This is a genomic window from Collimonas sp. OK242 (assembly GCF_900107095.1).
Taxonomy (GTDB): Bacteria; Pseudomonadota; Gammaproteobacteria; order Burkholderiales; family Burkholderiaceae_D; genus Collimonas.
The window spans coordinates 82,028-106,118 of sequence record NZ_FNOR01000008.1 but is presented as its reverse complement, the minus strand read 5'-3'; the positions used below and the strand labels follow the sequence as shown (position 1 = coordinate 106,118).

Below are 24,091 nucleotides of genomic sequence, written 5' to 3'. Positions count from 1 at the left end.
ACCCTTTATCCGTTGTGATACTACAATTGCGATACTACAAAATAACTATCTGGCGAATGCCCGCTCTACAAAATCCAGCCGGTCCTGGCCCCAGAACGCTTCGCCGTCGACTACGTACCAGGGCGCGCCGAACATATTGGCGGAAATCGCATCCTCGGTAAAACGATCGAATTCGCTCTGGACGCTGGCGGTTTCGGCCGATTTCAGCAAGGTCTTGCCGTCATGGCCAAGTTCCGAGGCGATGGCGATCAAGGTGGCGCCATCGGCAATATTGCGTTGTTCGGCCCAGACTGCACGCATTATAGCGCCGGTCAATATCATGGCGGCTTCCGTGCCGTGCGCCAGTTGGGTCGCGATGAGCAGTTTCGCGGCATCGTCGCTCTGCACCGGAAAGAAAGTCGGGTGCAGGTTCAGCGGTACTTGCAGGTATTCGCTCCAGCGCCGCAGTTCTTCCAGCCGGTAAGCCTGGCGCTGAGGCGCGCGTTTGGCCAAAGGCAAGCCGCCTGAGGCGTTGAAAACCTTGGATAAGTCGCAGGGTTTTAATGCGATTTTTACATCGTACTGTTTCGACAAAGCCTGCAGGCGTGCGTGTCCCAGGTAGGCGAAAGGCGAGTGCGGCGCAAAATAATATTCACAGAGTTTGCTCATGGCTAATCCTCGGACGGTATCAGAACGGTTTGACAACCACCAGGATGACGATGGCGAGCAGCAACAGGACCGGTACTTCATTGAACCAGCGGAACCAGGTATGGCTGCGGGTATTCACCCCGTTTTCAAATTTCTTCAGCAAGCTGCCGCAGGCATGGTGATAGCCGATCACCAGTACCACCAGGAATAATTTGGCGTGCAGCCAGCCATTGCCCGGGCCTTTGCCTATGCCGTAACCCAGCCACAGCCAGGCGCCCAATACAATCGCCGGCAGCGACAGGATCGACATGAAGCGATACAGCTTGCGCGCCATCAATAGCAATCTTTGGCTGGCCGCGGCATCTGTTTCTTGCGCCAGGTTGACCAGAATTCTTGGCAGATAAAACAGACCGGCAAACCATGAGGCGATGAAGACAATATGCAGCGACTTGATCCAAAGCATGGGGGGATTTCCTTTTTTTGATTATTGCGATTGTTGCGATTATTGCGGGAAGGGCGAATCCGCTTGCATATAGGACGCGAGTGTTGCGCCTTACTCGCGTACTTCGCCGTGTCCGAACACCACATATTTTAGCGAAGTCAGGCCCTCGAGGCCGACCGGTCCGCGCGCATGCAATTTATCGTTGGAGATGCCGATTTCAGCGCCCAGGCCAAATTCGAAACCATCCGCAAAGCGGGTCGAAGCATTGATCATCACCGAAGCCGAATCGACTTCGCGCAAGAAGCGCATCGCCCGCGTATGGTTTTCGGTGACGATGCTGTCGGTATGCTGCGAGGAGTAAGTGTTGATATGGGCGATTGCCTCATCCACATCGGCCACGATCTTGACGGACAGGATCGCCGCCAGATATTCGGTGCTCCAATCCTCTTCGGTGGCGGCGGCCAGGTGCGGATAGCCAGCCAGAATGGCGAGCGCCTCATCGTCGGCGCGCAGTTCGACTTCTTTAGCCAGGTACAGCTTGGCCAGTTGCGGCAATACTTGCGGCGCAATCGCGCGCGCTACCAGCAAGGTTTCCATCGTGTTGCAAGTGCCGTAACGATGGCATTTGGCATTGAAGGCAATCTTCAGCGCTTTGTCGAGATCGGCCTGGTCGTCTATATAGACGTGGCAGATGCCGTCGAGATGTTTGATCATCGGCACCGTGGCTTCCTTGATCAGGCGTTCGATCAGGCCCTTGCCGCCGCGCGGCACAATGACGTCGACGTACTGCGGCATCGTGATCAGGGCGCCAACGGCAGCACGGTCGGTGGTGTCGACCACTTGCACCGCATCTTGCGGCAGGCCGGCGCCGGCCAGGCCTTCTTGCACCAGCTTGGCCAGCGCCTGGTTGCAGTGATGGGCTTCGGAGCCGCCGCGCAAAATGGTGGCGTTGCCGCTCTTGATGCACAGGCCGGCAGCATCCACGGTGACATTGGGCCGGGCTTCATAAATGATGCCGATCACGCCCAGCGGCACCCGCATCTGGCCCACCTGGATGCCGGTGGGACGGTACTTCATGTTCGAGATTTCGCCGATCGGATCGGGCAGGGCGACAATTTGCTCGAGCCCCGCGATCATGGTGGCGATGGCTTGCTCCGATAGCGTCAGGCGATCCAGCATCGCCGGCGCCAGGCCGTTGGCGCGCGCCGTTTCCAGATCGATCTGGTTAGCCGCGCGTAACAGGTCGGCATCGCGCCGGATGGCGGCGGCGATCAGGCTCAGTGCGCGGTTCTTGACGGCGCTGTCGGCGCGCGCCATGGCGCGCGATGCGGCGCGCGCGCGTTGTCCGACTTCGGTCATGTAATGTTGGATGTTCATATGCCTAGATTTTTCTTTGCAATTTACACGTTTCGTCTGTCTAATTAGTTGAGGACAGAGCTGCGCGGGAAGTGTAATTCGGCGCACGGCGGCGCCTCTTAAACTCTGTCCCCAATGAGTTTTAATCCCAACTGTAGCAAGGCATCCCAGGCATCGCCGGAAAACGCTTTGGCGCGCAAGCCTTTGACCATCTTGTCGATTTGCGCCGCATCTTTCAATGCCGCTTCCAGCGTCGCCAGGCTCAGGCGCCGCAGCGCCGGCTCCATCAGTCTTTCGCGCGGCCCCCAGATGCGATATTCCTTCAGCAGCGCGGGTATCGGGCGTCCCTGGCTGGCTGCCGATTTCAATTTCAACAAGGTGCGGATTTCTTCGGCGACTGCCCATAGCACCAGCGGCAGGGCTTCGCCTTCACCTTTCAAACCATCCATCATGCGCACCAGGCGCGCCGTATCGCCAACCAGCATCGCTTCATTGAGCTTGAAGACATCATAGCGCGCGACGTTGAGGACTGCATCGTGGCACTGTTCGAAGCTCAGTTTGCCGGGCGGATGCAACAAAGCCAGTTTCTGGATTTCCTGATGCGCCGCCAGCAGATTGCCTTCGACCCGATCGGCGATGAAATCCAGCGATTGCCGGTCTGCGCTTTGCTGCTGGGCCGCCAGGCGAACCCCGATCCAGTTGGGTAAATGGGCCCGCTCCACCAGCGGAATATCGATATACACAGCGCTCTGTTGCAGCGTGGCGACCCAGGCGGCTTTTTGCGTCGCCCAGTCCAGCTTGGGCAAGCTGATAATGGTGACGTTATCGGGATTGAGCGTCGCGGTATAGTTTTGCAAAGCCTGGCCGCCATCCTTGCCCGGTTTGCCGGTCGGGATGCGCAATTCGATCAGTTTTTTATCGCCGAACAGCGATTGCGACTGATTGGCCGCCAGCAATTCTCCCCATTTGAAGCTGCGGTCGACCACCAGCACGTCGCGCTCGCTGCAACCGTTGCTGCGCGCACTTTTGCGTATCTTGTCGGATGCCTCCAGCGCCAGCAGATGCTCGTCGCTGGTGATCACATACAAGGGCGCCAGGGTTTTCGCCAGATGGCCGTCGAGCGCGTCAAACCGCAATTGCATTATTTAGCCTCTAACCCCGTTATTTGACAGGAGCGGTATCCGGAGCGGTAGCCGGGGTTGCCGCAGCCGGCTGATCCGGCTCGGTTGGCTGGGCTGTCTTGAGCGCTGCCAGGCGGCGCAGAACCTGCTGCACCATGTCGCTGCGCATGTCGCGGTACAGCAACACCTCTTCCGCACCCTTGGACAGTTCTTGCGACGAGTTATAGCTGATATCGCGCTTCAATGTAATCAGCGTCGCCGGCAGCAGTTCCTTCTTTTCCGCGTCAGTCACGCTGAAAGTCAGCCTGTAATACAGCATGTACTCGCTCGCGCGGCCGGAACTGTTGGTGGTCAGGATGACTTTCTCCTGGGATTCGCCAAGTACCTGCAATATTGCTTCGGCCCCCTCAGCAGTCGGCAGCACTTGCGTGTTGCCGCTGGCCAGGATATTTCGCTTCAATTCGATTCCCAACGGCGAGGTGGGGGCAAACGTCATGTACAAGGACTTGAATGGCAAGTTAGCCGAGCTGCGCAGATGAAACCCGCAGGCACACAGCATCGCCGTCACGATCAGTATCAACGGCCAGCGCAGCCATGAATCTGCAGGCATTCTGAGAGGCGTTCTATTCAACATTCGGACCTTCCTTGTTTCAAGATTGAAGGCCGGACGCATTCATCCGGCCATACTTTGCGAAGTACTTGCACGAAGTACTTGTGAACTACTACGCTAGGCGACGATATTGATCAGTTTCCCAGGCACCACGATGACTTTCTTCGGCGGCCCTTCGAGATATTTCTGAACATGTTCGTTTGCCAGTGCTGCGGCCTCGATGCTGGCCTTGTCGGCATCCTTGGCAACGGTGATGCTGCCGCGCAGCTTGCCGTTGACCTGGATCATCATTTCAATTTCGCTCTGTTCCAGCGCCTGGTCGTCCACCTGCGGCCAGCTGGCGTCGAGGATGTCGCCATGCACTGCGGCAAAGCCGAGTTCCTGCCACAGCGTGTGGGTGATGTGCGGCGCCACCGGATTGAGTACGCGCAGGAATATCGACAAGCCTTCCGTCAATACCGCGCTGCTGGCCGGCGACTGGTCGAGTTTGGCGGCTTCCAGGGTGTTGAGCATTTTCATGCAGGCCGAGACCACGGTGTTGTACTGGATACGCTTCAAGTCATGGTCGGCTTGCTGCAGAATCTTGTGCACTTCACGGCGCAAGGTTTTCTGGACATCGCTCAATCCGGAAAAATCCGCGCTGACGCTTGGCGCAATGCTGCTGGCACGGGCGAAGCTGAATGCCCAGACCCGGCGCAGGAAGCGATTCGCGCCTTCCACTCCGGTACCGGACCATTCCAGGGTTTGTTCCGGCGGCGAGGCGAACATGGTGAACAGGCGCGCCGTGTCGGCGCCGTACTGGTCGATCTGGGCTTGCGGGTCGATGCCGTTGTTTTTCGATTTCGACATCTTTTCGGTGCCGCCGATCTCAACCGGTACGCCGTCCGTTTTCAGGATGGCCGTCAACGGCCGGCCCTTATCGTCGAACGTCAGTTCGACATCCTCCGGGTTATGCCAGATCTTCTTGCCGCTGGCGTCTTCGCGGAAATAGGTTTCGTTGAGCACCATGCCTTGCGTCAGCAGGTTGGTGAACGGCTCGTCGAACTTGACCAGGCCGAAGTCGCGCATGACCTTGGTCCAGAAACGGGCGTACAGCAAATGCAGCACGGCGTGTTCGATGCCGCCGATGTACTGGTCCATCGGCATCCAGTAATCGTTGCGGGAATCGACCATGGCGTCGTTGCTCTTCGGCGAGCAATAGCGCATGTAATACCAGGACGAGTCGACGAACGTATCCATCGTGTCGGTTTCGCGCCGCGCCGGCTTGCCGCACTTGGGGCAAGCCACGTGCAGGAATTGCTCGTGCTTGTTGAGCGGATTGCCGCTACCATCCGGCACGCAGTCTTCCGGCAGGATCACCGGCAAATCTTTTTCCGGCACCGGCACATCGCCGCATTCGCCGCAGTGGATGATCGGGATCGGCGTGCCCCAATAACGCTGGCGCGAGATGCCCCAGTCGCGCAAGCGATAGGTGATCTTCTTTTCGCCAAGGCCGTGCGCTGCCAGGTCGGCGGCAACCGCATCGACTGCTTGCTGGTAGTTGAGACCGTCGTATTTGCCGGAATCGACGCAGACGCCGTTTTCCTTGTCGCCATACCACTCGTGCCAGCTTTCGTCGGAGTAGGTTTTACCTGATACGGCGATGACCGGGCGAATCGGCAGCACGTATTTCTGGGCGAACGCGAAGTCGCGCTCATCGTGTGCCGGTACGCCCATGACGGCGCCGTCGCCGTAGGTAATCAAGACGTAATTGCCAACCCAGACTTCGATTAGCTGGCCGGTCAGCGGATGCGAGACGTACAAGCCGGTCGGCATGCCTTTCTTTTCCATCGTTGCCATGTCGGCTTCGATGACGCTGCCCTTTTTGCATTCGGCGATGAATTCAGCCAGTTCCGGATTGCTCTTGGCGGCGAAAGTGGCCAGGGCATGTTCCGGCGCCACGGCGCAGAAAGTCACGCCCTTGATGGTGTCGGCGCGGGTGGTGAATACCCATAGTTTGCCGCCCTGGATCAACTTGCCGTCTTCTTCGATCTTGTGCGGGAAGGCAAAGCGCACACCGGTCGATTTACCGATCCAGTTGGCCTGCATCAGGCGTACGCGTTCCGGCCAGCCCGGCAATTTGGTTTCTACGTGTTCCAGCAACTCCTCGGCGTAGTCGGTGATCTTGGCGTAGTACATAGGAATTTCACGCTTTTCGATCAGCGCGCCTGAGCGCCAGCCGCGGCCGTCAACCACCTGCTCGTTGGCCAGCACGGTCTGGTCGATCGGATCCCAGTTCACGGTGCCGGTCTTTTTGTAGATGATGCCTTGCTCCAGCATCTTCAGGAACATCCACTGGTTCCACTTATAGTATTCCGGCGTGCAGGCGGTCATTTCACGCGACCAGTCGATCGCCAGTCCCATCGCCTGCAACTGCTTTTTCATGTGAGCGATGTTGGCGTAAGTCCATTGCGCCGGCGGCACGCCATTGGCCATGGCAGCGTTTTCCGCCGGCATGCCGAACGCATCCCAGCCCATCGGCATCAATACGTTGTAGCCATTCATGCGCAGGTAGCGGTACATCACGTCATTGATGGTGTAGTTACGCACATGACCCATGTGCAGCTTGCCGGAAGGGTAGGGCAGCATCGAGCAGGCGTAAAATTTCTTTTTGTCCTGGCCGTTCTTGTCCTTGGCATATTCGACGGCCTTGTAGGCGTCTATGGATTGCCAATAGTCTTGCGCTGATTTTTCGACGTCGGTTGGGCTGTATTTTTCTTGCATGACGGGAGCTAAAAGGTGAATGTTATTCCGCGTTGCAAAGAGAACAAGGCCTCGGGTCGTCGGCAGTAAGTCATACGGCGGCCGGGACGAATCCGAAGCTTTGGTCGTTGCGAATCGGAATGGGAACTTGCTGAGCCAATACTCTTGGCATCCGAACCAGTGATTATACTGGTTCGGATGCCGCTTTAGCGTACGGTACACGTGGAGTCACGTGATACTTGATAGCCGACAGGAAAACCGGGTCGGCTCAGGCGCCGTTGCATGTGCCCGAAAAGCCTGTCAGAGCGGCCTGGATCGCGCGTTCTGTCAGTTCAGTACGCTTGCGCGCTTCCATCACCGTCAGGACGGCGGATAGCGCCAATTTCTTGCCAAAAATCATCATAGTCGGCGAATACTTGGGCTGGTCCAGTCGCAGGGGCAGTCCAGTAGGAACAGGATGTTATTTGCAAATTTGCCAAGGAACGCTATTTGATGAAATGATTAAATTGCTAAGGGGAAATTACTTTAGATAGCGTGGTTTGATGAAGGCCGGCTTCAGAATGCCGCCAGCAGTTTGCCGGTGGCTGCCGAAACTCAGATACTCAGCGCAGGCCCAACACGTCCTGCATGTCGTACAGGCCGCTACTCTTGTCGCGCAAGAAACGCGCGGCGCGCAAGCTGCCCTGTGCGTAAGTGACGCGGCTGGAGGATTTGTGCGTGATCTCTACGCGTTCGCCGATGCCGGCAAACAGCACCGTATGGTCGCCGACGATATCGCCGCCGCGGATGGCGGAAAAACCGATAGAGGACGGATCGCGTTCCCCGGTGATGCCTTCGCGGGCATACACCGCGACGTCGTCCAGCTTGCGCCCGAGTGCATCGGCGACGACTTCACCCATCATCAGCGCTGTGCCGGATGGCGCATCGACCTTATGACGATGATGGGCCTCGATGATTTCGATGTCGTAGCCGTGGGAAAAGCTTTTGGCCGCCATTTCCAGCAATTTCAGCGTGACATTGACGCCAACGCTCATGTTGGATGCAAACACGATGGCGGTTTTTTTTGCTGCGGCCGCAATCGCCGCCTTGCCGGCTTCATCGAAACCGGTGGTGCCGATAATCATTTTGATGCCATGGGCGGCGCAGTAGTCCAGATGCTTCAGCGTGCCCTCCGGGCGCGTGAAATCGATCAGGTAGGCTGCTTGCGCCAGGCCCTTGGCCAGATCGGCTTCAATCAGTACGTTGGCCGGTTTGCCCAGGAATGCGGCGGCGTCGGTTCCCAGTTCCGGTGCATCCGGCATGCCCAGCGCACCGGCCAGCAGTGCATCGTCGGCGTTTTGAATCGCCTCAACCAGCATGCGCCCCATGCGTCCCGATGCACCTGCAACGGCTATTTTCATCTGAGTCATTGTTAATTCGACGATCTGAACAATTGGTTAATTGGTTTTGCCTGGCATGGGCGCAACAGGCGCCGATGGTGCCATTTCCAGGTTCTTGAGGCTCTTCTTGGCTTCTGCGGCGCCGCCCGAGATTTTATCGAGGTAGTCGTTTTCGGTAGGCAGGTTGCCGCCGTCAACGCGTGCCAGCAGGTTGCCGTTGAAGAAAACGCTGACGCGGCTGGTGGTGACTTCGCCGTTGCCTTTTTGCAGGCGGAACACATAATCCCAGCGATCTTCGTGGAACAGGTCGGTCACCAACGGCGTACCGAGCGCAAAACGCACTTGCTCACGGGTCATGCCTTCTTTGACTTGTGCCAGCATTTCTTTCGAGACAAAGTTTCCTTGCTGGATATCTATCCGATAAGGGGAAAAAATGCCGAGAAAGCGGCGATGCTTGATGGTTTGGACCCCGCTGGTGTCGGTGGTGTCCGCGGCGGCAGCTGCGGCAGTTGCGGCGGCAGCGGGCTGCGCGGTGGGCTGATCAATCAGCGGATTCTTTGAAGCGCAGCCGGCCAAAGCGGCCATGAAGACAACTGCAGCGCTCAAAGCGGAGGTACGGACAGGGGAGAGCAACATTCGCATAAGGATCTCAATTGATTGAGCAACTGTGCTAAAACGCTATATGATAAAGCAGATCATCCATTTGTGACCAAAACATGCCGAACAATCCATCCGAACTGAAAGCCAGCGGCCTCAAAGCCACTCTGCCGCGCCTGAAAATCCTGGAAATTTTCCAGAATAGCGAGGTGCGTCACCTGAGCGCTGAAGACGTCTATAAAATTTTGCTAAACGACAATCTCGATGTCGGGCTGGCAACCGTGTATCGCGTACTGACGCAATTCGAGCAAGCCGGACTGTTGCAGCGCAACCACTTTGAAACCGGCAAGGCCGTGTTTGAACTCAACGAAGGCTCGCATCACGATCATCTGGTGTGCCTGGATTGCGGTCTGGTTGAAGAGTTTTACGATGAAGAAATTGAAAAACGTCAAAAAATCGTTGCCAAGGAACATGGTTTTGAAATCGCCGATCATGCGCTGGCTTTATACGGGCATTGCCGGGATTGCCGTAAGAAGAAGGGTTGATGCATCGTTTTGCTGCGTTACCGTTCAGCGCTTACGTGTCTTCGGCGCCGGTTTTGCATTAGCCTTGCGCACAGCTGCCGCATAAGCGAGACGCGCCCACGGCGTCATTGCAGCGGCGGCATCCATGGCGTCGTCAGGCGCCGACCAGTAGCTCATTTCAATCGACCTCCCTCTGCTCTCGATGACGAAAGGCCGGCAACCGGCAGCCGCGAATTGCGGCCGGGTTTCCTCATCTGTCTTGAGAAACAGGGTGCCATCGGCAACCAGGCCGATCATCACGCTATCGTAGTAAATGCCATGGCCGCCAAACATCCTGCGGGCGTTGACAGCGCCAAGCGGCGCCAGCAGCTCGCGGATATAGTCGATGATTGCAGCGTTTCCGGACACGTTATCAGCTGTGGCTCAACGCATTCGACAGCAGTTTTGCGGTGATATTCACAATCGGGATCACCCGCTCATAGGCCATCCGGGTGGGGCCGATGACGCCCAGCGTGCCGACGATCTTGCCGTTGACTTCATACGGCGCGGTCACCACGCTCATTTCATCCATCGGCACCAATTGCGATTCGCCGCCGATGAAAATCTGGACGCCGGTCGCCTTGCCGGAGATGTCGAGCAATTGCATCAAGTTGGTTTTTTGTTCAAACATGTCGAACAGCTTGCGCAAGGAATCCATATTGGACGAGAGATCGGTGACGCTGAGCAGATTGCGCTCGCCCGAAATCACCACTTCATCGCTATTGTCGGTCATGGCGTCGCTGCCGGCTTCCACCGCCGCCTGCATCAGCCAGGTCATGTCGTCGCGCAGCTTGCGCAGCTCGCCTTGCAGGCGCATGCGGACGTCGTCCAGGCTGAGGCCGCCGTAATGCTGGTTGATGTAATTGGCGGCTTGCACCAGCTTGGCCGGGCTGTAATCGACATCGGTCAGCAGCAGCCGGTTCTGGACGTCGCCGCTGGGGCTGACGATCACCAGCAGGATGCGCTTTTCCGAGAGCCGCAGGAATTCGATTTGCTGGAAGACCGATTCGCGCCGCGGTGACAATACTACCCCGGCAAAATGCGAGAGGGATGACAATACCTGTGCCGCATTGGCAATGATCTTTTGTTGCGAATTGGGCTGCAGGCGTGCCTGCATCTTGGATTCCAGCGCGCTTTCGTCCATCGGTTCAACCGTCAGCAGGGTATCGACGAACATGCGGTAGCCGCGCGGTGTCGGCACCCGGCCGGCAGACGTGTGGGGACTGGCGACGAAGCCCATTTCTTCCAGGTCCGCCATGATGTTGCGTATCGTCGCCGGCGACAGTTCCAGGCCGGAAATCTTGGACAGGGCGCGCGAGCCAACCGGCTGGCCGTCGGCGATATACCGTTCGACCAGGGCTTTGAGCAGGGTTTGAGCGCGATTATCTAGTTGCATATGGGTCTATTTTAACGAGCGCGGGGCTTGTATGCCAGCGGCTTATAAATCCACTTATACACTGTTTTTGTTAGCCAATTGCAGTTTGTTCCAGCCACGCCTCCAGCTCATGCAAGCTGCGGCAACTGGCTTGTGCGTTGACGCCGGCAGGCAGTACGCGCTCAAAACGATTGATCCAGACCGCCTGCAAGCCGGCTTGTTGGGCGCCGACCACGTCCAGCAGGGGATCGTCGCCTGCATAGACGGTTTCTTCCGGCGCCACATTCAGGGCTGCGCAGGCCGCATGAAAAATGCTTGGATCGGGTTTGGCGCAGCCGAAGCTATGCGCCGCGATCGACGTCTGGAAATGCCGGGCCAGGCCGATTTTTTCAAGATCGGCAAAACCGTTCGAGACCGTGCCCAGCAGCAGGCGCCGGTTTTGGCGCAGGCGGGCCAGTACCGGCTCGACATCGCCGAACGGCGTCACTTCATGCCGCGCCTCGGAAAATACCGCCATCGCCGCATCCACTTTGCCGGCGTCTTCGCCGACGCTGTTGAAGCTGGCGCTCAGCGCCGCGTGGCGCAACTTCCAAAGGTCGAATTTGAACACCGGGTTGCTCGCCATCAGATCCAGGCGTTGCTGACGCAGGCTCTCAATCGTGAATTGGCGGGTAACCGCGGGGGCATGCTCGCGCATCCAGTCAAACAGCAATTGTTCGGCGCGTGCAATCACCGGCGCGATCGGCCACAGCGTATCGTCGAGGTCGAACAGCACGGCCTTGACGGCAGGCGGTTTGCCGGGCCGGGACGGTGGGAAGATCGTTGCATTATTCGTAAGTGCCATGTGCGTATCCTTCATTGCTAGCCTAAATTATGGTCTAATCGCCAGCATGCGGCCTATAAAATCATCTTCTCAACCCGGATCGTCAACCTCCATGCCGAAAACCATTGCTATCGTCGGCAAATATTTTGCGGCCGGCATTTCCGAATCGCTGACCGAAATCGTCGATTTTCTGCAAGATCGCGGTCATCACGTGGTGCTCGAAGCCGAGACCGCGCAGAATGTCGCGATGGCGGGCATTGCCGCCATGACGCCGGCCCAGATCGGGGAACAGGCCGACGCCGCGATTATTGTCGGCGGCGACGGCACCATGCTCGGGATTGCCCGCCAGCTGGCGCCGTATGATGTGCCGTTGATCGGCATCAACCAGGGGCGCCTCGGGTTTATTACCGATATTTCGCTGGAGCGGATGCTGCCGGTGCTAGGTGAAATGCTGGACGGGAATGTCGAGTCGGAGCGCCGCAGCCTGCTGCAAGGGTCGGTCATGCGCGGCGGCAAGCAAATCTTCAGCGCCCTGGCATTCAACGATGTAGTGGTGTCGCGTGGCGCTGCTTCCGGTATGGCGGAACTGATGGTCGAGGTCGATGGCCGCTTCATGTACAACCAGCGTTCCGACGGCTTGATCGTAGCGACGCCGACCGGTTCCACCGCCTATGCCTTGTCTGCGGGCGGGCCTTTGCTGCATCCTTCGCTGGGCGGCATCGTGCTGGTGCCGATTGCGCCGCATGCGCTGTCGAACCGGCCTATCGTGATTCCGGACAGCAGTGAAATCGTGATTGAAATTGTCAATGGCCGCGACATGAGCGCCAATTTCGACATGCAATCGCTGGCCAGCCTGCAGCATGGCGACCGCATCCTGATACGGCGTTCCGAACACACCATCACCTTCTTGCACCCGGCCGGCTGGAGTTATTACGACACCTTGCGGCAGAAGTTGCACTGGAACGAATATCCGTCGGCGGAAGGGCAATTGAAGTAAGTCATTTGTTAGTCATTTTTTAACGCCGTTTTTACATCTATATTTAAGCCACTCCCACATTCCCATGTTGCGCACACTTTCCATACGCGATTTTGTCATCGTCGATGCCATCGAGCTTGAGTTCGCCGCTGGCTTTACCGTATTCACCGGCGAAACCGGCGCCGGCAAGTCTATCCTGATCGACGCCCTGGCTTTGGCGCTGGGCGGCCGCGGCGACGCCAGCGTGGTGCGCGAAGGCGCGGCCAAGGCCGATGTGACGGCGGAGTTTACGCTGGCCGAAACGGCCGACGGCGAGGTTGACGGCTGGCTGCAGCAAAACGAGTTCGCCAGCGAGGAAGGCGTGATCCTGATGCGGCGTGTGATCGACAATGCCGGCCGTTCCAAAGCATTTATCAACGGCGTTGCGGCAACCGCGTCGCAATTGCGCGAACTGGGTGAAATGCTGGTCGATATTCATGGCCAGCATGCGCACCAGTCGCTGTTGAAGAGCGAGGCGCAACGTCTCTTGCTGGATGGACAAGCCGGACTGCAGGATGATTTGCTGGCGCTGGCCGGCGCCTTCAAAAGCTGGCGTTCGCTGGCGCGCCAGCGCGAAGAGTTTGAAACCAATGCCAAGAATGTGCTGCTGGAACGGGAACGCCTGGAGTGGCAGGTCGGCGAGCTGGAAAAGCTGGCGGTCAAGCCTGGCGAATGGGATGAAATCACCAATGAACACAGCCGCTTGTCGCATGCCGCCAGCCTGATCGAGGGCGCGCAGGAAGCGCTCAACGTGATTTCCGAAAACGATGCCAACGACACGCCGCCGATGTTGTCGCAGTTGTCGGCGCTGAATCAGAAAATCGGCAAGCTGGTCGATGTCGACAGCAGCCTCAAGCCGGTGCTGGAAGCGCTGGAGCCGGCCCGTATCCAGCTGCAAGAAGCGGTCTATGCGCTGAACGATTATTTGAGCCGGGTCGAGCTTGATCCGGCGCGTCTGCATCAGGTTGAAGACCGGATGGAGGCGATCCATTCGGCCGGACGTAAGTTCCGGCTGGCGCCGGATGAACTGCCGCAGGAACTGGAGACGCTGTCGGCGCAACTGCGCCAACTGGCGGATGCCAGCGATCTCGACGCCATGCGGGCGCAAGAAGGAAAGCTGAAAGCCTCGTATCTGGCCTTGGCGCAAAAGATGTCGAAAGCGCGCGCCAAGGCGGCCCAGGCGCTGGGCGCGGCCGTCACCGCCGCGATGCAGGATTTGAGCATGAGCGGCGGCCGTTTTGCGATTGCATTGAATCCCTGCGAAGCGGCCAGTTATGGCGTCGAGCAAGTCGAGTTCCTGGTTGCCGGCCATGCCGGCGTGGCGCCGCGGCCATTGGCTAAAGTGGCTTCCGGCGGCGAACTGGCGCGGATCGCGCTGGCGATTTCAGTGATTACCTCCAGCGCCACCGCGACGCCGACCTTGATATTCGATGAAGTCGACAGCGGCATCGGCGGCGGCGTGGCGGAAGTGGTCGGGCGTTTGCTGAAGCGCCTGGGCCAGGACCGCCAGGTATTGTGCGTGACCCATTTGCCGCAGGTTGCCAGCCAGGCCAACCAGCATTTCCAAGTCAGCAAACAAAGCCTGGGCAACAAGACGGTGTCGGCGATTGATGGTCTCGACGCCAAGAACCGGATTGAAGAAATCGCCCGCATGCTGGGTGGCCTGGAAATCACCGCCACTACGCGCAAGCATGCGCGTGAATTGCTGGCACTCTAAATCGGCTCTTATTTTTCGGGTATCTCCGCATGGCATTTCGTAAAGAACCTCCGTTCACGCATGGCAAGACAGGTAAAACAGCGGTGCTGCTGGTCAATCTGGGCACGCCCGAGGCGCCGACCACCAAGGCGGTGCGCACTTATCTGAAGCAATTCCTGTCCGATCCCCGGGTAGTAGAAATTCCGCGGGCGATCTGGTGGTGGATTTTGCATTGCGTGATTCTGCCGTTCCGTTCCAGCAAGTCGGCGCAGAAATACGCCTCTATCTGGAGCAATGAAGGTTCGCCGCTCAAAGTCCACACCAGCAAGCAGGCGATCTTGCTGCGCGGTTATCTGGGCCAGCGCGGGCATCAGGTGCAAGTGGCCTATGCCATGCGCTACGGTTCGCCGGCGATACCTGAGGTGCTGGACCAGTTGAAGGCAGACGGTTGCGAACGGATCCTGGTCTTGCCGGCTTATCCGCAATATTCGGCAACCACCACGGCGTCGATTTATGACGCGGTATTTGCGCATTATGCGCAAGTGCGCAATGTTCCCGAATTACGTTTCATCAAGCATTATCACGATCACGAAGCGTATATCCAGGCGTTGAAAGCCTCGGTGCTGGCTTACTGGGCCATGCATGGCACGCCGGACCAGCTGATCATGAGTTTTCATGGCGTGCCGAAGCGCACTTTATTGCTGGGCGATCCCTATCATTGCGAATGTCAAAAAACCGCGCGTTTGCTGGCGCAGCAACTGGGGCTGGGGCCTGAACAATATCAACTGACTTTCCAGTCGCGCTTTGGCAAGGCGGAATGGCTGCAGCCATACACCGCGCCGACTTTGCAGAAGCTGGCAAAACAAGGTATCGGCCGCGTCGACGTGATGTGTCCGGGTTTCACCAGCGATTGCCTGGAAACACTGGAGGAAATCGCGATAGAGGCGAAACAGGATTTCCTCAGGGCGGGCGGCAAGGAGTTTCATTTCATCGCTTGCCTGAACCAGGCGCCGGCCTGGATTTCGGCCATGGCCAGCTTGGTAGAGGAGCATTTGATCGGCTGGCCTACGCACCTTGCAGAGAGCGAACGGGAAGCGTCGCAACAACAGGCGGAAGCATCACGGCAGCAAGCCGTGCGCCTGGGTGCAAGCCAATAGGTCTTAGTTTTGTACAGAAATTTTGAGTGTATGTGCGCCGCTTCGGCAAGGCGCAACTATAATGGGCGCCCAGTGTCGGGTGCATATGGAAGATTGTTGCCTGTCTTGTAACTGGCAAGCGCTGAAGCAATCAGCTAAAGTCAATACAATGCGACCAGTTGCGAATAGCTGATCCAGCTGGCGGCAAGCAAAATATAAACGACCAGAAATGCGGAAATGAGCGGTAGTTTCACGATATTCCCCCTTTTTTTCGTTGCTACGGGTTAATTTTTCTGTTTGAGCCCACACCTTCAGCATAGTTCCAATGCCGCGTTGCACAAACCCCGGATGGGTAAAATTTGTTTCAATTTGTTGCCAGGCGTTGCTGCTGCTTTCCTTTATTCATCGGAATTGGACCGAAACCCAAGACAAAATCGGGGTGCGCGTTTTTACCCGTGAATTGACCCTTGAAATAATAAGGGTATAGCCTCATTTGGCTTTCTATACTTAGTAAGTTATTGATTGTTGGAGATTTTTGAATGGAAGACATGGAAAATCAGAACGAACAGGCGCAAACGGGGAAAAATCCTGTTGCTGAAGATGCAACGGTAATTCCTGAATCCACGCTGGAAGTCCAGTTGTCGGAAGCGCAAGCCAAGATCGCGGAAATGCAAGATGCGTTCTTGCGTGCCAAGGCCGAGGCGGAAAACATTCGCCGCCGTGCTCAAGAAGATATCGCACGTGCGCATAAATTCGCGATCGAGGGATTTGCCGAAGCGCTGGTGCCGGTCAAGGACAACCTTGAAATGGCGCTGAAAATCGAAACGCCGTCGCTTGAGTCGATCAAGGAAGGCGTGGAAATGACGCTCAAGCAGCTGTCTTCAGCTTTCGAAAGAAATCGTTTGCTGGAAATTTCGCCGCAAGTTGGCGAAAAGCTCGATCCGATGAAACACCAGGCAATTTCAACCGTGCCGGCAGAGCAAGATGCCAATACCGTGGTGACTGTGCTGCAAAAGGGATACACCATTGCCGACCGCCTGTTGCGGCCCGCACTGGTCGTGGTGGCCCAAGGAAAATAAAAAAAGCCATGTGCGCATTTTAGTGCTTGAAAGCGCTGCTTTGCTCCCTATATTCAGACTATCAAAACATTAACCAAATATTCAGTAAAGGACATACACCATGGGTAAAATTATCGGCATTGATTTGGGTACCACCAATTCCTGCGTTTCGGTGATCGAAAACGGCCAGCCGAAAGTGATCGAAAACTCGGAGGGCGCGCGTACCACGCCTTCCATCATCGCTTATCAAGAAGACGGCGAAATCCTGGTTGGCGCTCCCGCCAAGCGCCAGGCCGTCACCAATCCGACCAATACGCTGTACGCAACCAAGCGTCTGATCGGCCGTAAGTTCGACGAAAAAGAAGTGCAAAAAGACATCGCGCTGATGCCTTACAAGATCATCAAGGCCGACAACGGCGATGCATGGGTTGCCGTACGGGATCAAAAACTGGCGCCGCCGCAAATCGCCGCGGAAGTGCTGCGCAAGATGAAGAAGACGGCGGAAGATTACCTCGGCGAAGAAGTCACCGAAGCCGTGATCACCGTGCCGGCTTACTTTAACGACGCACAACGCCAGGCAACCAAGGACGCCGGCCGTATCGCCGGTCTGGACGTCAAGCGCATCATCAACGAGCCGACCGCGGCTGCGCTGGCGTTCGGCCTGGACAAGGCGGAAAAAGGCGATCGCAAGATTGCCGTGTATGACCTGGGTGGCGGTACTTTCGACGTTTCGATCATCGAAATCGCCGATGTCGACGGCGAAAAGCAATTTGAAGTGCTGTCCACTAACGGCGACACTTTCCTCGGCGGCGAAGACTTCGACCAGCGCATCATCGATTACATCCTGGACGAATTCAAGAAGATCAACGGCATCGACCTCGGCAAGGACGCGATTGCGCTGCAACGCATCAAGGCATCGGCTGAGCGCGCCAAGATCGAGCTGTCGTCCTCGCAACAGACCGAAATCAACGAACCGTACATCGCCATGGCGAACGGCGCACCGATCCATCTGAACCTGAAGATGACACGCGCCAAGCTGGAATCGCTGGTGGAAGAACTGATTGCCAAGACTATCGAGCCTTGCCGCATCGCCATCAAGGATGCCGGCGTCAAGGTTTCCGACATCCACGACATCATCCTGGTCGGCGGCATGACCCGTATGCCTAAGGTGCAGGAAAAAGTGAAGGAATTCTTCGGCAAGGATCCGCGCAAGGACGTCAATCCGGATGAAGCGGTGGCCGTTGGCGCTGCGATCCAGGGTTCGGTCTTGTCGGGCGACCGCAAGGACTTGCTGCTGCTGGACGTGACGCCTTTGTCCCTGGGTATTGAAACCATGGGCGGCGTGATGACCAAGATGATTCAAAAGAACACCACCATCCCGACCAAGTTCAGCCAGGTGTTCTCGACCGCCGACGACAACCAGCCGGCCGTCACCATCAAGGTTTTCCAAGGTGAGCGCGAGATGGCTGCCGGCAACAAGGGCCTGGGCGAATTCAATCTGGAAGGCATCCCGCCGGCAGCGCGCGGCACGCCGCAGATCGAAGTCACCTTCGACATCGACGCCAACGGCATTTTGCACGTTGGCGCCAAGGACAAGGCAACCGGCAAGGAAAACAAGATCACGATCAAGGCCAACTCCGGCCTGACCGAAGAAGAGATCCAGAAGATGGTGCGCGACGCCGAGGCGAATGCCGAAGAAGACAAGCGCCTGAAGGGCTTGGCTGAAGCGCATAACCAAGGCGATGCGCTGGTCCATTCGACCAAGAAATCCCTGACGGAATACGGCGACAAGCTGGAAGCCGGCGAGAAGGCAAGCATCGAAGCGGCGATCAAGGAACTGGAAGAAGCATTGAAGGGCAGCGACAAGGCCGCCATCGATAACAAGACAGCCGCCCTGACCACCGCCGCGCAAAAGCTCGGTGAAAAGATGTATGCCGACATGCAGGCGCAGCAAGCTGCAGCAGGCGGCGCTGAAGCCGGTGCTGCCGGTGCAGAAGCCAAGCCGAAAGAGGACGACGTGGTGGACGCCGACTTCAAGGAAGTGAAAGACAAGTAAGATCTTCGTCAGCGCGGGTTTGCCCGCCTAGTGTACTCAACTGACTAGGCGGCAATTCGGTGCGAGGATTCGCCGGGCAGATGCTGTTGCAGCACTGTTCGGCGTTTTCGCTTAAACAACAGGGTGCAGAAAAGATGGCGAAGCGTGATTTTTACGAAATACTGGGTGTTGCGAAAAACGCTACTGATGATGAAATCAAGAAGGCGTATCGCAAGCTCGCAATGAAACATCATCCGGACCGTAATCCGGATAGCAAAGGTGCGGAAGACAAATTCAAAGAGGCGAAAGAAGCCTACGAGATGCTGACTGATCCGCAAAAGCGCGACGCCTATGATCGCTACGGCCATGCGGGCGTCGACCCTAACATGGGCGGCGGTGGTGGCGGTGGCGGCGGCTTTGCCGATGCATTTGGCGACATCTTCGGCGATATCTTCGGCGGCGGCGGTGGCCGCGGCGGTCGTGGCGCCGGTCCGCAGGTGTATCGCGGCGCCGATTTGCGCTACAACCTCGAAATCACGCTGGAACAAGCCGCACACGGCTTCGACACCACTATCCGCGTGCCTAGCTGGGATGAGTGCGAACCCTGCCACGGCAGCGGCGCCAAGCCCGGTACGGAACCGATCACTTGCCCGACTTGCGGCGGTCACGGCCAGGTCAGGATGCAGCAGGGCTTTTTCAGCATCCAGCAGACTTGTCCGAAATGTCACGGCAACGGCAAGATCATTCCTGAGCCATGTACATCCTGCGCCGGCGCCGGCCGTATCAAGCGCAACAAGACACTGGAAGTGAAAATCCCGTCCGGCATCGACGACGGCATGCGGATTCGCTCTTCCGGCAACGGCGAGCCAGGCATGAACGGCGGGCCGACCGGCGACCTGTATGTGGAAATCCACATCAAGCCGCACGCGGTATTCCAGCGCGAAGGCGACGATCTCCATTGCGAAATGCCGATCTCGTTTGCCAAAGCTGCTTTGGGCGGTGAAATCGAAGTGCCGACATTGAACGGTAAAGCGTCCTTCACGATCCCCGACGGCACCCAGTCCGGCAAGACCTTCCGTCTGCGCAGCAAGGGCATCAAGGGCGTGCGCTCGGGTTATGCCGGCGATCTGTTCTGTCACGTTGTGGTGGAAACGCCGGTCAAGCTGAGCGACAGGCAGAAGGAATTGCTGCAGGAGTTCGAGCAACTGACCAGCGAGGGCGGCGCCAAACACAGCCCGCAGAGCAAATCCTGGAAAGACAAGGTAAAAGAGTTTTTCGAGTAAGCACGTCTGCTCTGGACCCTCTTAAAAGCCGTCAACCGTGCAAGGTTGGCGGCTTTTTTTTTACGTCTTGCCCGTGTTGCTTTAACTGATGGTCCGGCGCTGATTAACAAATTCTTTATTGCATAATTTTGTTCTGCTCTCTATTCTGTATAGTGTAATAATAAAACGATCGTTCTTTTATTTGCGGTCAATACAAACCCATATTCAAACCATAGGGGGAGACATGAAAGTAGTTGCTCGTTTGAAACGTGCAGGGGCTTGTGCCTGCGTATTTTCTGCGCTGGTGTTGGCGCAGAGCGCATTTGCGCTGGATGTAGCCGGCGTCAAGATCGACGAAACAGCCAAAGTCGGCAATCAGGACTTGAAGCTCAACGGCGCCGGAATCCGCTATAAAGTCATCTTTAAGGTCTATACCGCTGCATTATATTTATCCGAGAAGAAAGCCACGGTGCCGGACGTGCTGGCTGCGCCTGGGGCACGGCGTCTCGAGCTGGTCATGTTGCGCGACGTCAGCAGCGAAGACTTCAGCCGCGCTTTCATGGCAGGCATCCAAAACAATGTGGATAAAGCCGACAAATCGAAGATCATCAATCAGTTGCTGAAATTTGGTGAATTGTTTGCTTCGATTCCAGAGCTGAAAAAGGGCGACGTGTTGACGACCGACTGGATTCCAGGGGTCGGCACGCAGATTCACTTCAACGGCAAACCTGTGTCCGAGACCTTGCCCGATCAGATTTTCTATAACTCCTTACTGAAAATCTGGTTGGGCGAAAAGCCGGCCGACAGCAAATTGAAACTCTCCTTGCTAGGTCAGCCGGGATAGGTAAGGCCTAAGGGAATAGCGACTATCGGCCGAAAAGAGGATAAAAGCCGATGGGATTTGCCAAGTTTCTATAAAATGAGGTCCAGGATGTCGTGCATGTATTGTAAAAATAACATGCGGATGGAACTTTATTGAATAGAAACCGATGACAGCAAACAACAAGCAATCCCTGACCCGAGAAGACCTTTTCCAGAGAAACCGTGAGTGGGCGGCGGCAATCACCGCCCGTGATCCGGATTTTTTTAAAATACTGGCGTCGCAGCAGGCGCCAGAGTATTTCTGGATTGGGTGTTCCGACAGCAGGGTGCCGGCAAATGAATTGCTGGGCTTGCTGCCGGGTGAGTTATTCGTGCACCGCAATATCGCCAACGTGGTTGCGCACAGCGATCTGAATTGTTTGTCGGTATTGCAGTTTGCGGTTGATGTACTGAAGGTAAAACATGTTTTTGTGGTTGGCCATTACGGCTGTTCCGGCGTTCATGCCGCGCTGACCAAGCGCCGCGTCGGACTGGCCGACAACTGGCTGCGCTATGTCGAGGACGTGCATCAGAAACATGAGCGCTACCTCGGGGAAGCATTGCCGGAAAGCGTGCGCCATGATCGCCTGTGCGAGCTCAATTCGATGGAGCAGGTCGCCAATATTTGCCGCACCACGATCGTTCAGGATGCCTGGGAACGCGGGCAGCCCCTGACCATTCATAGCTGGGTGTATGGCGTGCGGGACGGCTTGTTGCGCGATCTGGGAGTCACCGTCAGCTGCATGTCCGATCTGGACCGGGGCATGGCGGCAAGCCTGAAGCGCTACGAAGATTAAGATTTTCGGTGTTCGCGATGGTGTTGCTTGTATTTCTCAGCAATCGCAATCACTAAATAAAAAAAGAAGCAAAAAAGACGACCGGTAAACTGGTCGTCTTTTTTCATTCAGCTGCAGGATGGGGCCATCGTGCCCACGCGTGACCGCGATAACCGGAATACAGGCAGCAATCAGACCACGATAGTCTGCGCCTCGCCCTCAGCGCGCGCGCGAATCTCGCCGATCCGGTAGACGGTTTCCCCGGCAGCTTGCAATTGCGCGATCGCAGCGTCGGCGTTTTCCTTGGCGACGATGACGGTCATGCCGATGCCGCAGTTGAAGACCCGATGCATTTCCGCGTCGGCAACCTGGCCATGCTGCTGCAGCCAGGTGAACAGCGGCGGCATGGTCCAGCTGGCGCTGTCCAATACTGCAGTCAGCGTGTCTTGCAGCACGCGTGGAATGTTTTCCACCAGGCCGCCGCCGGTAATATGCACCATGCCCTTGACCTCCATCGACTCCATCAGCGCCAGCAATGGCTTGACGTAGATGCGGGTAGGCTCCATCAGCACGTCGGCCAGCTTGCGGCCGTGAAAATCGGCATCCAGGTCGGGCTTGGCAACCTCGATGATCTTGCGCACCAGCGAATAGCCGTTGGAATGCGCGCCCGACGATGCCAGGCCCAGGACCACGTCGCCCGGCACGATCTTGGTGCCGTCGATCAGTTTGGATTTTTCAACGGCACCGACCGCGAAGCCGGCCAGATCGTATTCGCCATCCGGGTACATGCTCGGCATTTCAGCGGTTTCGCCGCCGATCAGCGCGCAACCTGCCAGCTCGCAGCCTTTGGCGATGCCCTTGATGACATCGGTGGCGCTCGGCACATCGAGTTTGCCGCAAGCGAAGTAATCGAGGAAGAACAAAGGCTCGGCGCCTTGCACCAGGATGTCGTTGACGCTCATGGCAACCAGGTCGATGCCGACCGTGTCGTGGCGTTTCAGGTGGAATGCCAGCTTCAGCTTGGTGCCGACGCCGTCGGTGCCTGATACCAGTACCGGCTCCTTGAATTTCTTGCTGATCTCGAACAAGGCGCCGAAACCGCCGATGCCGCCCATCACGCCTTCACGCATGGTGCGTTTGGCAAAAGGCTTGATTGCCTCGACCAGGGCGTCGCCAGCGTCGATATCGACACCGGCATCACGATAAGAGAGGGGAACGTTGGAAACGTTTGAAGTGGAAGTCATGATGTGATTGGCGGCAGAGGCGGTAAAATAGGAGAAATTCGGCCACGCATCGGATTGACATCGCTGTATTCAGTGCTGCTTCAGTATTGCTTCAGCGTTGTAAATCAGATCAGATAACCGGCCAAAAACAGCCAAACAAGAGGTAAAACAGCGGAAAATACGACTTTTCCAGGGTTTTGTCTTGTTTTTTTTAGCTTGTCAACCGCTTGGTTTCGGCCAGGTTATTGCGCGGTAAAAGCGGTATTTTATCAAACCGATCCATCAAACTTTCGATTCCATGCCATTTTCTTTTACCGACGAACAAAAACAAACGGCTTTGTGGCTGGGAATTGGGCTGCTGCTGGTGGCATTGATGGTCGCCTTGGGGCCGATCCTGACGCCTTTCATCGCCTCCGCCATCCTTGCCTATGCGCTTAATCCGGGGGTTGACTGGCTCTCGCGCAGGCGTATCGGCAAGTATCCCTTTCCGCGCGCCTTGGCGGTGCTGATCGTGATACTGCTGCTGGTGTTTGCGATCCTGGCAGTGATCCTGATCGTGATTCCGGTGCTGCGCAAGGAATTTCCTTTGCTGCAAGATCAGATCCCGAATTTCCTCAACAAGCTGGATGGCTTCATCGGCCCGCATTTGCAGGATTTCGGCATCAATGTGCGGCTGGATGGCACCGGCATCAAAGAGATGCTGACCAAGCAACTGTCTACCAGCGGCGATGAAATCTGGACTTCGGTACTAGCCTCGGTCAAGGTGGGCGGCACGGCCGTATTGGGCTGGCTGGCGACCATCCTGCTGGTGCCGGTGGTGCTGTTTTACCTGCTGCAGGACTGGCATGCGATCGTCGAGCGCATGAGCCGGCTGGTGCCGCGCCGCTGGCAAGGCAAGACCGGCGACATGACGCAAGAGGTGGATAGCCTGCTGGCGCAGTATTTACGCGGCCAATTACTGGTAATGTTGGTTCTGGCGATTTATTATTCGACCGGGCTGGCAATTGCCGGGTTTGATGTGGCGTTGCCGGTTGGTATTATTACCGGTCTGCTGGTATTCATCCCCTATGTCGGTTTCGGCCTGGGATTGGCGCTGGCGCTGATCGCCGCGATGTTGCAGTTCAGTGGCTGGCATGGATTGATTGCGGTTGCCATCGTGTATGGCATCGGCCAGGTGCTCGAAAGTTTTATCCTGACGCCGCGTCTGGTAGGCGAGCGCATCGGCCTGCATCCGCTGGTAGTGATTTTTGCGTTGATGGCTTTTGGCCAGCTATTCGGCTTCGTCGGCATACTGTTGGCGCTGCCATGTTCAGCGATCATGTCGGTAGTGGTCAAGCACGTCCGTGCGCACTACTTGAAAAGCAGTTTTTATAATACATAAATAAGTACCTAAA

23 protein-coding genes are annotated in these 24,091 nt (G+C 56.9%); 10 read left to right on the top strand and 13 right to left on the bottom strand.

Translation table 11 applies throughout. The annotated features are described in order from the left end of the window. Positions 1-45 precede the first annotated feature (45 nt). From BLV81_RS10465 to BLV81_RS10430, 9 genes are all read right to left on the bottom strand, one after another. A complete protein-coding gene (locus tag BLV81_RS10465; RefSeq protein WP_092355371.1) occupies positions 46-648 on the bottom strand; it encodes a 2-hydroxychromene-2-carboxylate isomerase in 603 nt (200 codons plus the stop codon). A gap of 19 nt (positions 649-667) precedes the next feature. Then, complete coding sequence (locus tag BLV81_RS10460) at positions 668-1,090, bottom strand: CopD family protein (RefSeq protein ID WP_092355368.1); 423 nt, start codon at positions 1,088-1,090, stop codon at positions 668-670. 90 nt (positions 1,091-1,180) lie between these two features. Further along, entirely contained in the window at positions 1,181-2,446 is a 1,266-nt protein-coding gene (locus BLV81_RS10455; RefSeq protein WP_092355364.1) for a glutamate-5-semialdehyde dehydrogenase, read from the bottom strand. A gap of 98 nt (positions 2,447-2,544) precedes the next feature. Further along, positions 2,545-3,567 carry a DNA polymerase III subunit delta gene (gene holA / locus BLV81_RS10450; protein WP_092355361.1) on the bottom strand — a complete coding sequence of 341 codons (1,023 nt, stop codon included), beginning with the start codon at positions 3,565-3,567 and terminating at the stop codon, positions 2,545-2,547. A gap of 19 nt (positions 3,568-3,586) precedes the next feature. Continuing rightward, complete coding sequence (gene lptE, locus BLV81_RS10445) at positions 3,587-4,156, bottom strand: LPS-assembly lipoprotein LptE (RefSeq protein ID WP_255365114.1); 570 nt, start codon at positions 4,154-4,156, stop codon at positions 3,587-3,589. Between the two features lie 117 nt (positions 4,157-4,273). Next, positions 4,274-6,919 carry a leucine--tRNA ligase gene (gene leuS, locus BLV81_RS10440; RefSeq protein ID WP_092355356.1) on the bottom strand — a complete coding sequence of 882 codons (2,646 nt, stop codon included), beginning with the start codon at positions 6,917-6,919 and terminating at the stop codon, positions 4,274-4,276. 247 nt (positions 6,920-7,166) lie between these two features. Beyond that, positions 7,167-7,301: a hypothetical protein gene (locus tag BLV81_RS24215; protein WP_255365113.1), complete on the bottom strand. Its 135-nt coding sequence runs from the start codon at positions 7,299-7,301 to the stop codon at positions 7,167-7,169. Between the two features lie 199 nt (positions 7,302-7,500). Further along, positions 7,501-8,307, bottom strand: a complete 807-nt coding sequence (gene dapB, locus BLV81_RS10435) for a 4-hydroxy-tetrahydrodipicolinate reductase (RefSeq protein ID WP_092355353.1) — start codon at positions 8,305-8,307, stop codon at positions 7,501-7,503. Between the two features lie 27 nt (positions 8,308-8,334). Then, a complete protein-coding gene (locus BLV81_RS10430; protein ID WP_092355350.1) occupies positions 8,335-8,919 on the bottom strand; it encodes an outer membrane protein assembly factor BamE in 585 nt (194 codons plus the stop codon). A 74-nt stretch (positions 8,920-8,993) separates the two neighbouring features. Here BLV81_RS10430 and fur point away from each other — a divergent pair, with 74 nt between their 5' ends. Further along, positions 8,994-9,419 (top strand): ferric iron uptake transcriptional regulator, encoded by a 426-nt coding sequence (gene fur / locus BLV81_RS10425; RefSeq protein ID WP_092355347.1) that lies wholly within the window; start codon positions 8,994-8,996, stop codon positions 9,417-9,419. Positions 9,420-9,443: 24 nt separating this feature from the next. Here the strand turns inward: fur and BLV81_RS10420 are convergent, their stop codons facing one another. From BLV81_RS10420 to BLV81_RS10410, 3 genes are all read right to left on the bottom strand, one after another. Further along, on the bottom strand, positions 9,444-9,806 hold the full coding sequence (locus BLV81_RS10420) for a TfoX/Sxy family protein (protein ID WP_092355344.1): 363 nt from the start codon (positions 9,804-9,806) through the stop codon (positions 9,444-9,446). A gap of 4 nt (positions 9,807-9,810) precedes the next feature. Then, positions 9,811-10,833 (bottom strand): heat-inducible transcriptional repressor HrcA, encoded by a 1,023-nt coding sequence (hrcA, locus tag BLV81_RS10415; protein WP_092355341.1) that lies wholly within the window; start codon positions 10,831-10,833, stop codon positions 9,811-9,813. Positions 10,834-10,903: 70 nt separating this feature from the next. Next, complete coding sequence (locus BLV81_RS10410; protein ID WP_255365112.1) at positions 10,904-11,656, bottom strand: HAD family hydrolase; 753 nt, start codon at positions 11,654-11,656, stop codon at positions 10,904-10,906. A gap of 46 nt (positions 11,657-11,702) precedes the next feature. On the opposite strand from BLV81_RS10410, the gene BLV81_RS10405 reads away from it, so the two are divergent. The 8 genes from BLV81_RS10405 to can all read left to right on the top strand — a co-directional run bounded on the left by BLV81_RS10405 (position 11,703) and on the right by can (position 21,495). Next, entirely contained in the window at positions 11,703-12,632 is a 930-nt protein-coding gene (locus tag BLV81_RS10405) for an NAD kinase (RefSeq protein WP_092355335.1), read from the top strand. Between the two features lie 64 nt (positions 12,633-12,696). Beyond that, positions 12,697-14,367: a DNA repair protein RecN gene (recN, locus tag BLV81_RS10400; RefSeq protein WP_092355332.1), complete on the top strand. Its 1,671-nt coding sequence runs from the start codon at positions 12,697-12,699 to the stop codon at positions 14,365-14,367. Positions 14,368-14,396: 29 nt separating this feature from the next. Beyond that, positions 14,397-15,503, top strand: a complete 1,107-nt coding sequence (gene hemH, locus BLV81_RS10395) for a ferrochelatase (RefSeq protein ID WP_092355329.1) — start codon at positions 14,397-14,399, stop codon at positions 15,501-15,503. A gap of 518 nt (positions 15,504-16,021) precedes the next feature. Then, positions 16,022-16,561: a nucleotide exchange factor GrpE gene (gene grpE / locus BLV81_RS10390; RefSeq protein WP_092355326.1), complete on the top strand. Its 540-nt coding sequence runs from the start codon at positions 16,022-16,024 to the stop codon at positions 16,559-16,561. Positions 16,562-16,661: 100 nt separating this feature from the next. Further along, a complete protein-coding gene (gene dnaK, locus BLV81_RS10385) occupies positions 16,662-18,596 on the top strand; it encodes a molecular chaperone DnaK (protein ID WP_092355323.1) in 1,935 nt (644 codons plus the stop codon). 134 nt (positions 18,597-18,730) lie between these two features. Then, positions 18,731-19,858, top strand: a complete 1,128-nt coding sequence (gene dnaJ / locus BLV81_RS10380) for a molecular chaperone DnaJ (RefSeq protein ID WP_092355717.1) — start codon at positions 18,731-18,733, stop codon at positions 19,856-19,858. Positions 19,859-20,081: 223 nt separating this feature from the next. Then, entirely contained in the window at positions 20,082-20,681 is a 600-nt protein-coding gene (locus BLV81_RS10375) for a chalcone isomerase family protein (RefSeq protein ID WP_255365111.1), read from the top strand. Positions 20,682-20,826: 145 nt separating this feature from the next. Then, positions 20,827-21,495 (top strand): carbonate dehydratase, encoded by a 669-nt coding sequence (can, locus tag BLV81_RS10370; RefSeq protein ID WP_092355317.1) that lies wholly within the window; start codon positions 20,827-20,829, stop codon positions 21,493-21,495. Positions 21,496-21,665: 170 nt separating this feature from the next. Here the strand turns inward: can and purM are convergent, their stop codons facing one another. Beyond that, a complete protein-coding gene (gene purM / locus BLV81_RS10365; protein ID WP_092355314.1) occupies positions 21,666-22,718 on the bottom strand; it encodes a phosphoribosylformylglycinamidine cyclo-ligase in 1,053 nt (350 codons plus the stop codon). Positions 22,719-22,995: 277 nt separating this feature from the next. Between purM and BLV81_RS10360 the strand changes: the two genes are divergently transcribed. Continuing rightward, the gene (locus BLV81_RS10360; RefSeq protein WP_092355311.1) at positions 22,996-24,078 is read left to right on the top strand and encodes an AI-2E family transporter; all 1,083 of its coding nucleotides are present in this window, start codon (positions 22,996-22,998) and stop codon (positions 24,076-24,078) included. The last annotated feature ends 13 nt before the right edge of the window (positions 24,079-24,091 follow it).

Coding starts and splice junctions, on each gene's coding strand:
- purM (WP_092355314.1), bottom strand. CDS start 22,718: ATGACTTCCACTTCAAACGTTTCCAACGTTCCCCTCTCTTATCGTGAT.
- BLV81_RS10405 (WP_092355335.1), top strand. CDS start 11,703: ATGCGGCCTATAAAATCATCTTCTCAACCCGGATCGTCAACCTCCATG.
- dnaJ (WP_092355717.1), top strand. CDS start 18,731: ATGGCGAAGCGTGATTTTTACGAAATACTGGGTGTTGCGAAAAACGCT.
- BLV81_RS10360 (WP_092355311.1), top strand. CDS start 22,996: ATGCCATTTTCTTTTACCGACGAACAAAAACAAACGGCTTTGTGGCTG.
- BLV81_RS10460 (WP_092355368.1), bottom strand. CDS start 1,090: ATGCTTTGGATCAAGTCGCTGCATATTGTCTTCATCGCCTCATGGTTT.
- dnaK (WP_092355323.1), top strand. CDS start 16,662: ATGGGTAAAATTATCGGCATTGATTTGGGTACCACCAATTCCTGCGTT.
- BLV81_RS24215 (WP_255365113.1), bottom strand. CDS start 7,301: ATGATGATTTTTGGCAAGAAATTGGCGCTATCCGCCGTCCTGACGGTG.
- BLV81_RS10465 (WP_092355371.1), bottom strand. CDS start 648: ATGAGCAAACTCTGTGAATATTATTTTGCGCCGCACTCGCCTTTCGCC.
- holA (WP_092355361.1), bottom strand. CDS start 3,567: ATGCAATTGCGGTTTGACGCGCTCGACGGCCATCTGGCGAAAACCCTG.
- hrcA (WP_092355341.1), bottom strand. CDS start 10,833: ATGCAACTAGATAATCGCGCTCAAACCCTGCTCAAAGCCCTGGTCGAA.
- leuS (WP_092355356.1), bottom strand. CDS start 6,919: ATGCAAGAAAAATACAGCCCAACCGACGTCGAAAAATCAGCGCAAGAC.
- BLV81_RS10375 (WP_255365111.1), top strand. CDS start 20,082: ATGAAAGTAGTTGCTCGTTTGAAACGTGCAGGGGCTTGTGCCTGCGTA.
- can (WP_092355317.1), top strand. CDS start 20,827: ATGACAGCAAACAACAAGCAATCCCTGACCCGAGAAGACCTTTTCCAG.
- BLV81_RS10410 (WP_255365112.1), bottom strand. CDS start 11,656: ATGGCACTTACGAATAATGCAACGATCTTCCCACCGTCCCGGCCCGGC.
- fur (WP_092355347.1), top strand. CDS start 8,994: ATGCCGAACAATCCATCCGAACTGAAAGCCAGCGGCCTCAAAGCCACT.
- hemH (WP_092355329.1), top strand. CDS start 14,397: ATGGCATTTCGTAAAGAACCTCCGTTCACGCATGGCAAGACAGGTAAA.
- BLV81_RS10455 (WP_092355364.1), bottom strand. CDS start 2,446: ATGAACATCCAACATTACATGACCGAAGTCGGACAACGCGCGCGCGCC.
- BLV81_RS10430 (WP_092355350.1), bottom strand. CDS start 8,919: ATGCGAATGTTGCTCTCCCCTGTCCGTACCTCCGCTTTGAGCGCTGCA.
- grpE (WP_092355326.1), top strand. CDS start 16,022: ATGGAAGACATGGAAAATCAGAACGAACAGGCGCAAACGGGGAAAAAT.
- dapB (WP_092355353.1), bottom strand. CDS start 8,307: ATGACTCAGATGAAAATAGCCGTTGCAGGTGCATCGGGACGCATGGGG.
- recN (WP_092355332.1), top strand. CDS start 12,697: ATGTTGCGCACACTTTCCATACGCGATTTTGTCATCGTCGATGCCATC.
- lptE (WP_255365114.1), bottom strand. CDS start 4,156: ATGCCTGCAGATTCATGGCTGCGCTGGCCGTTGATACTGATCGTGACG.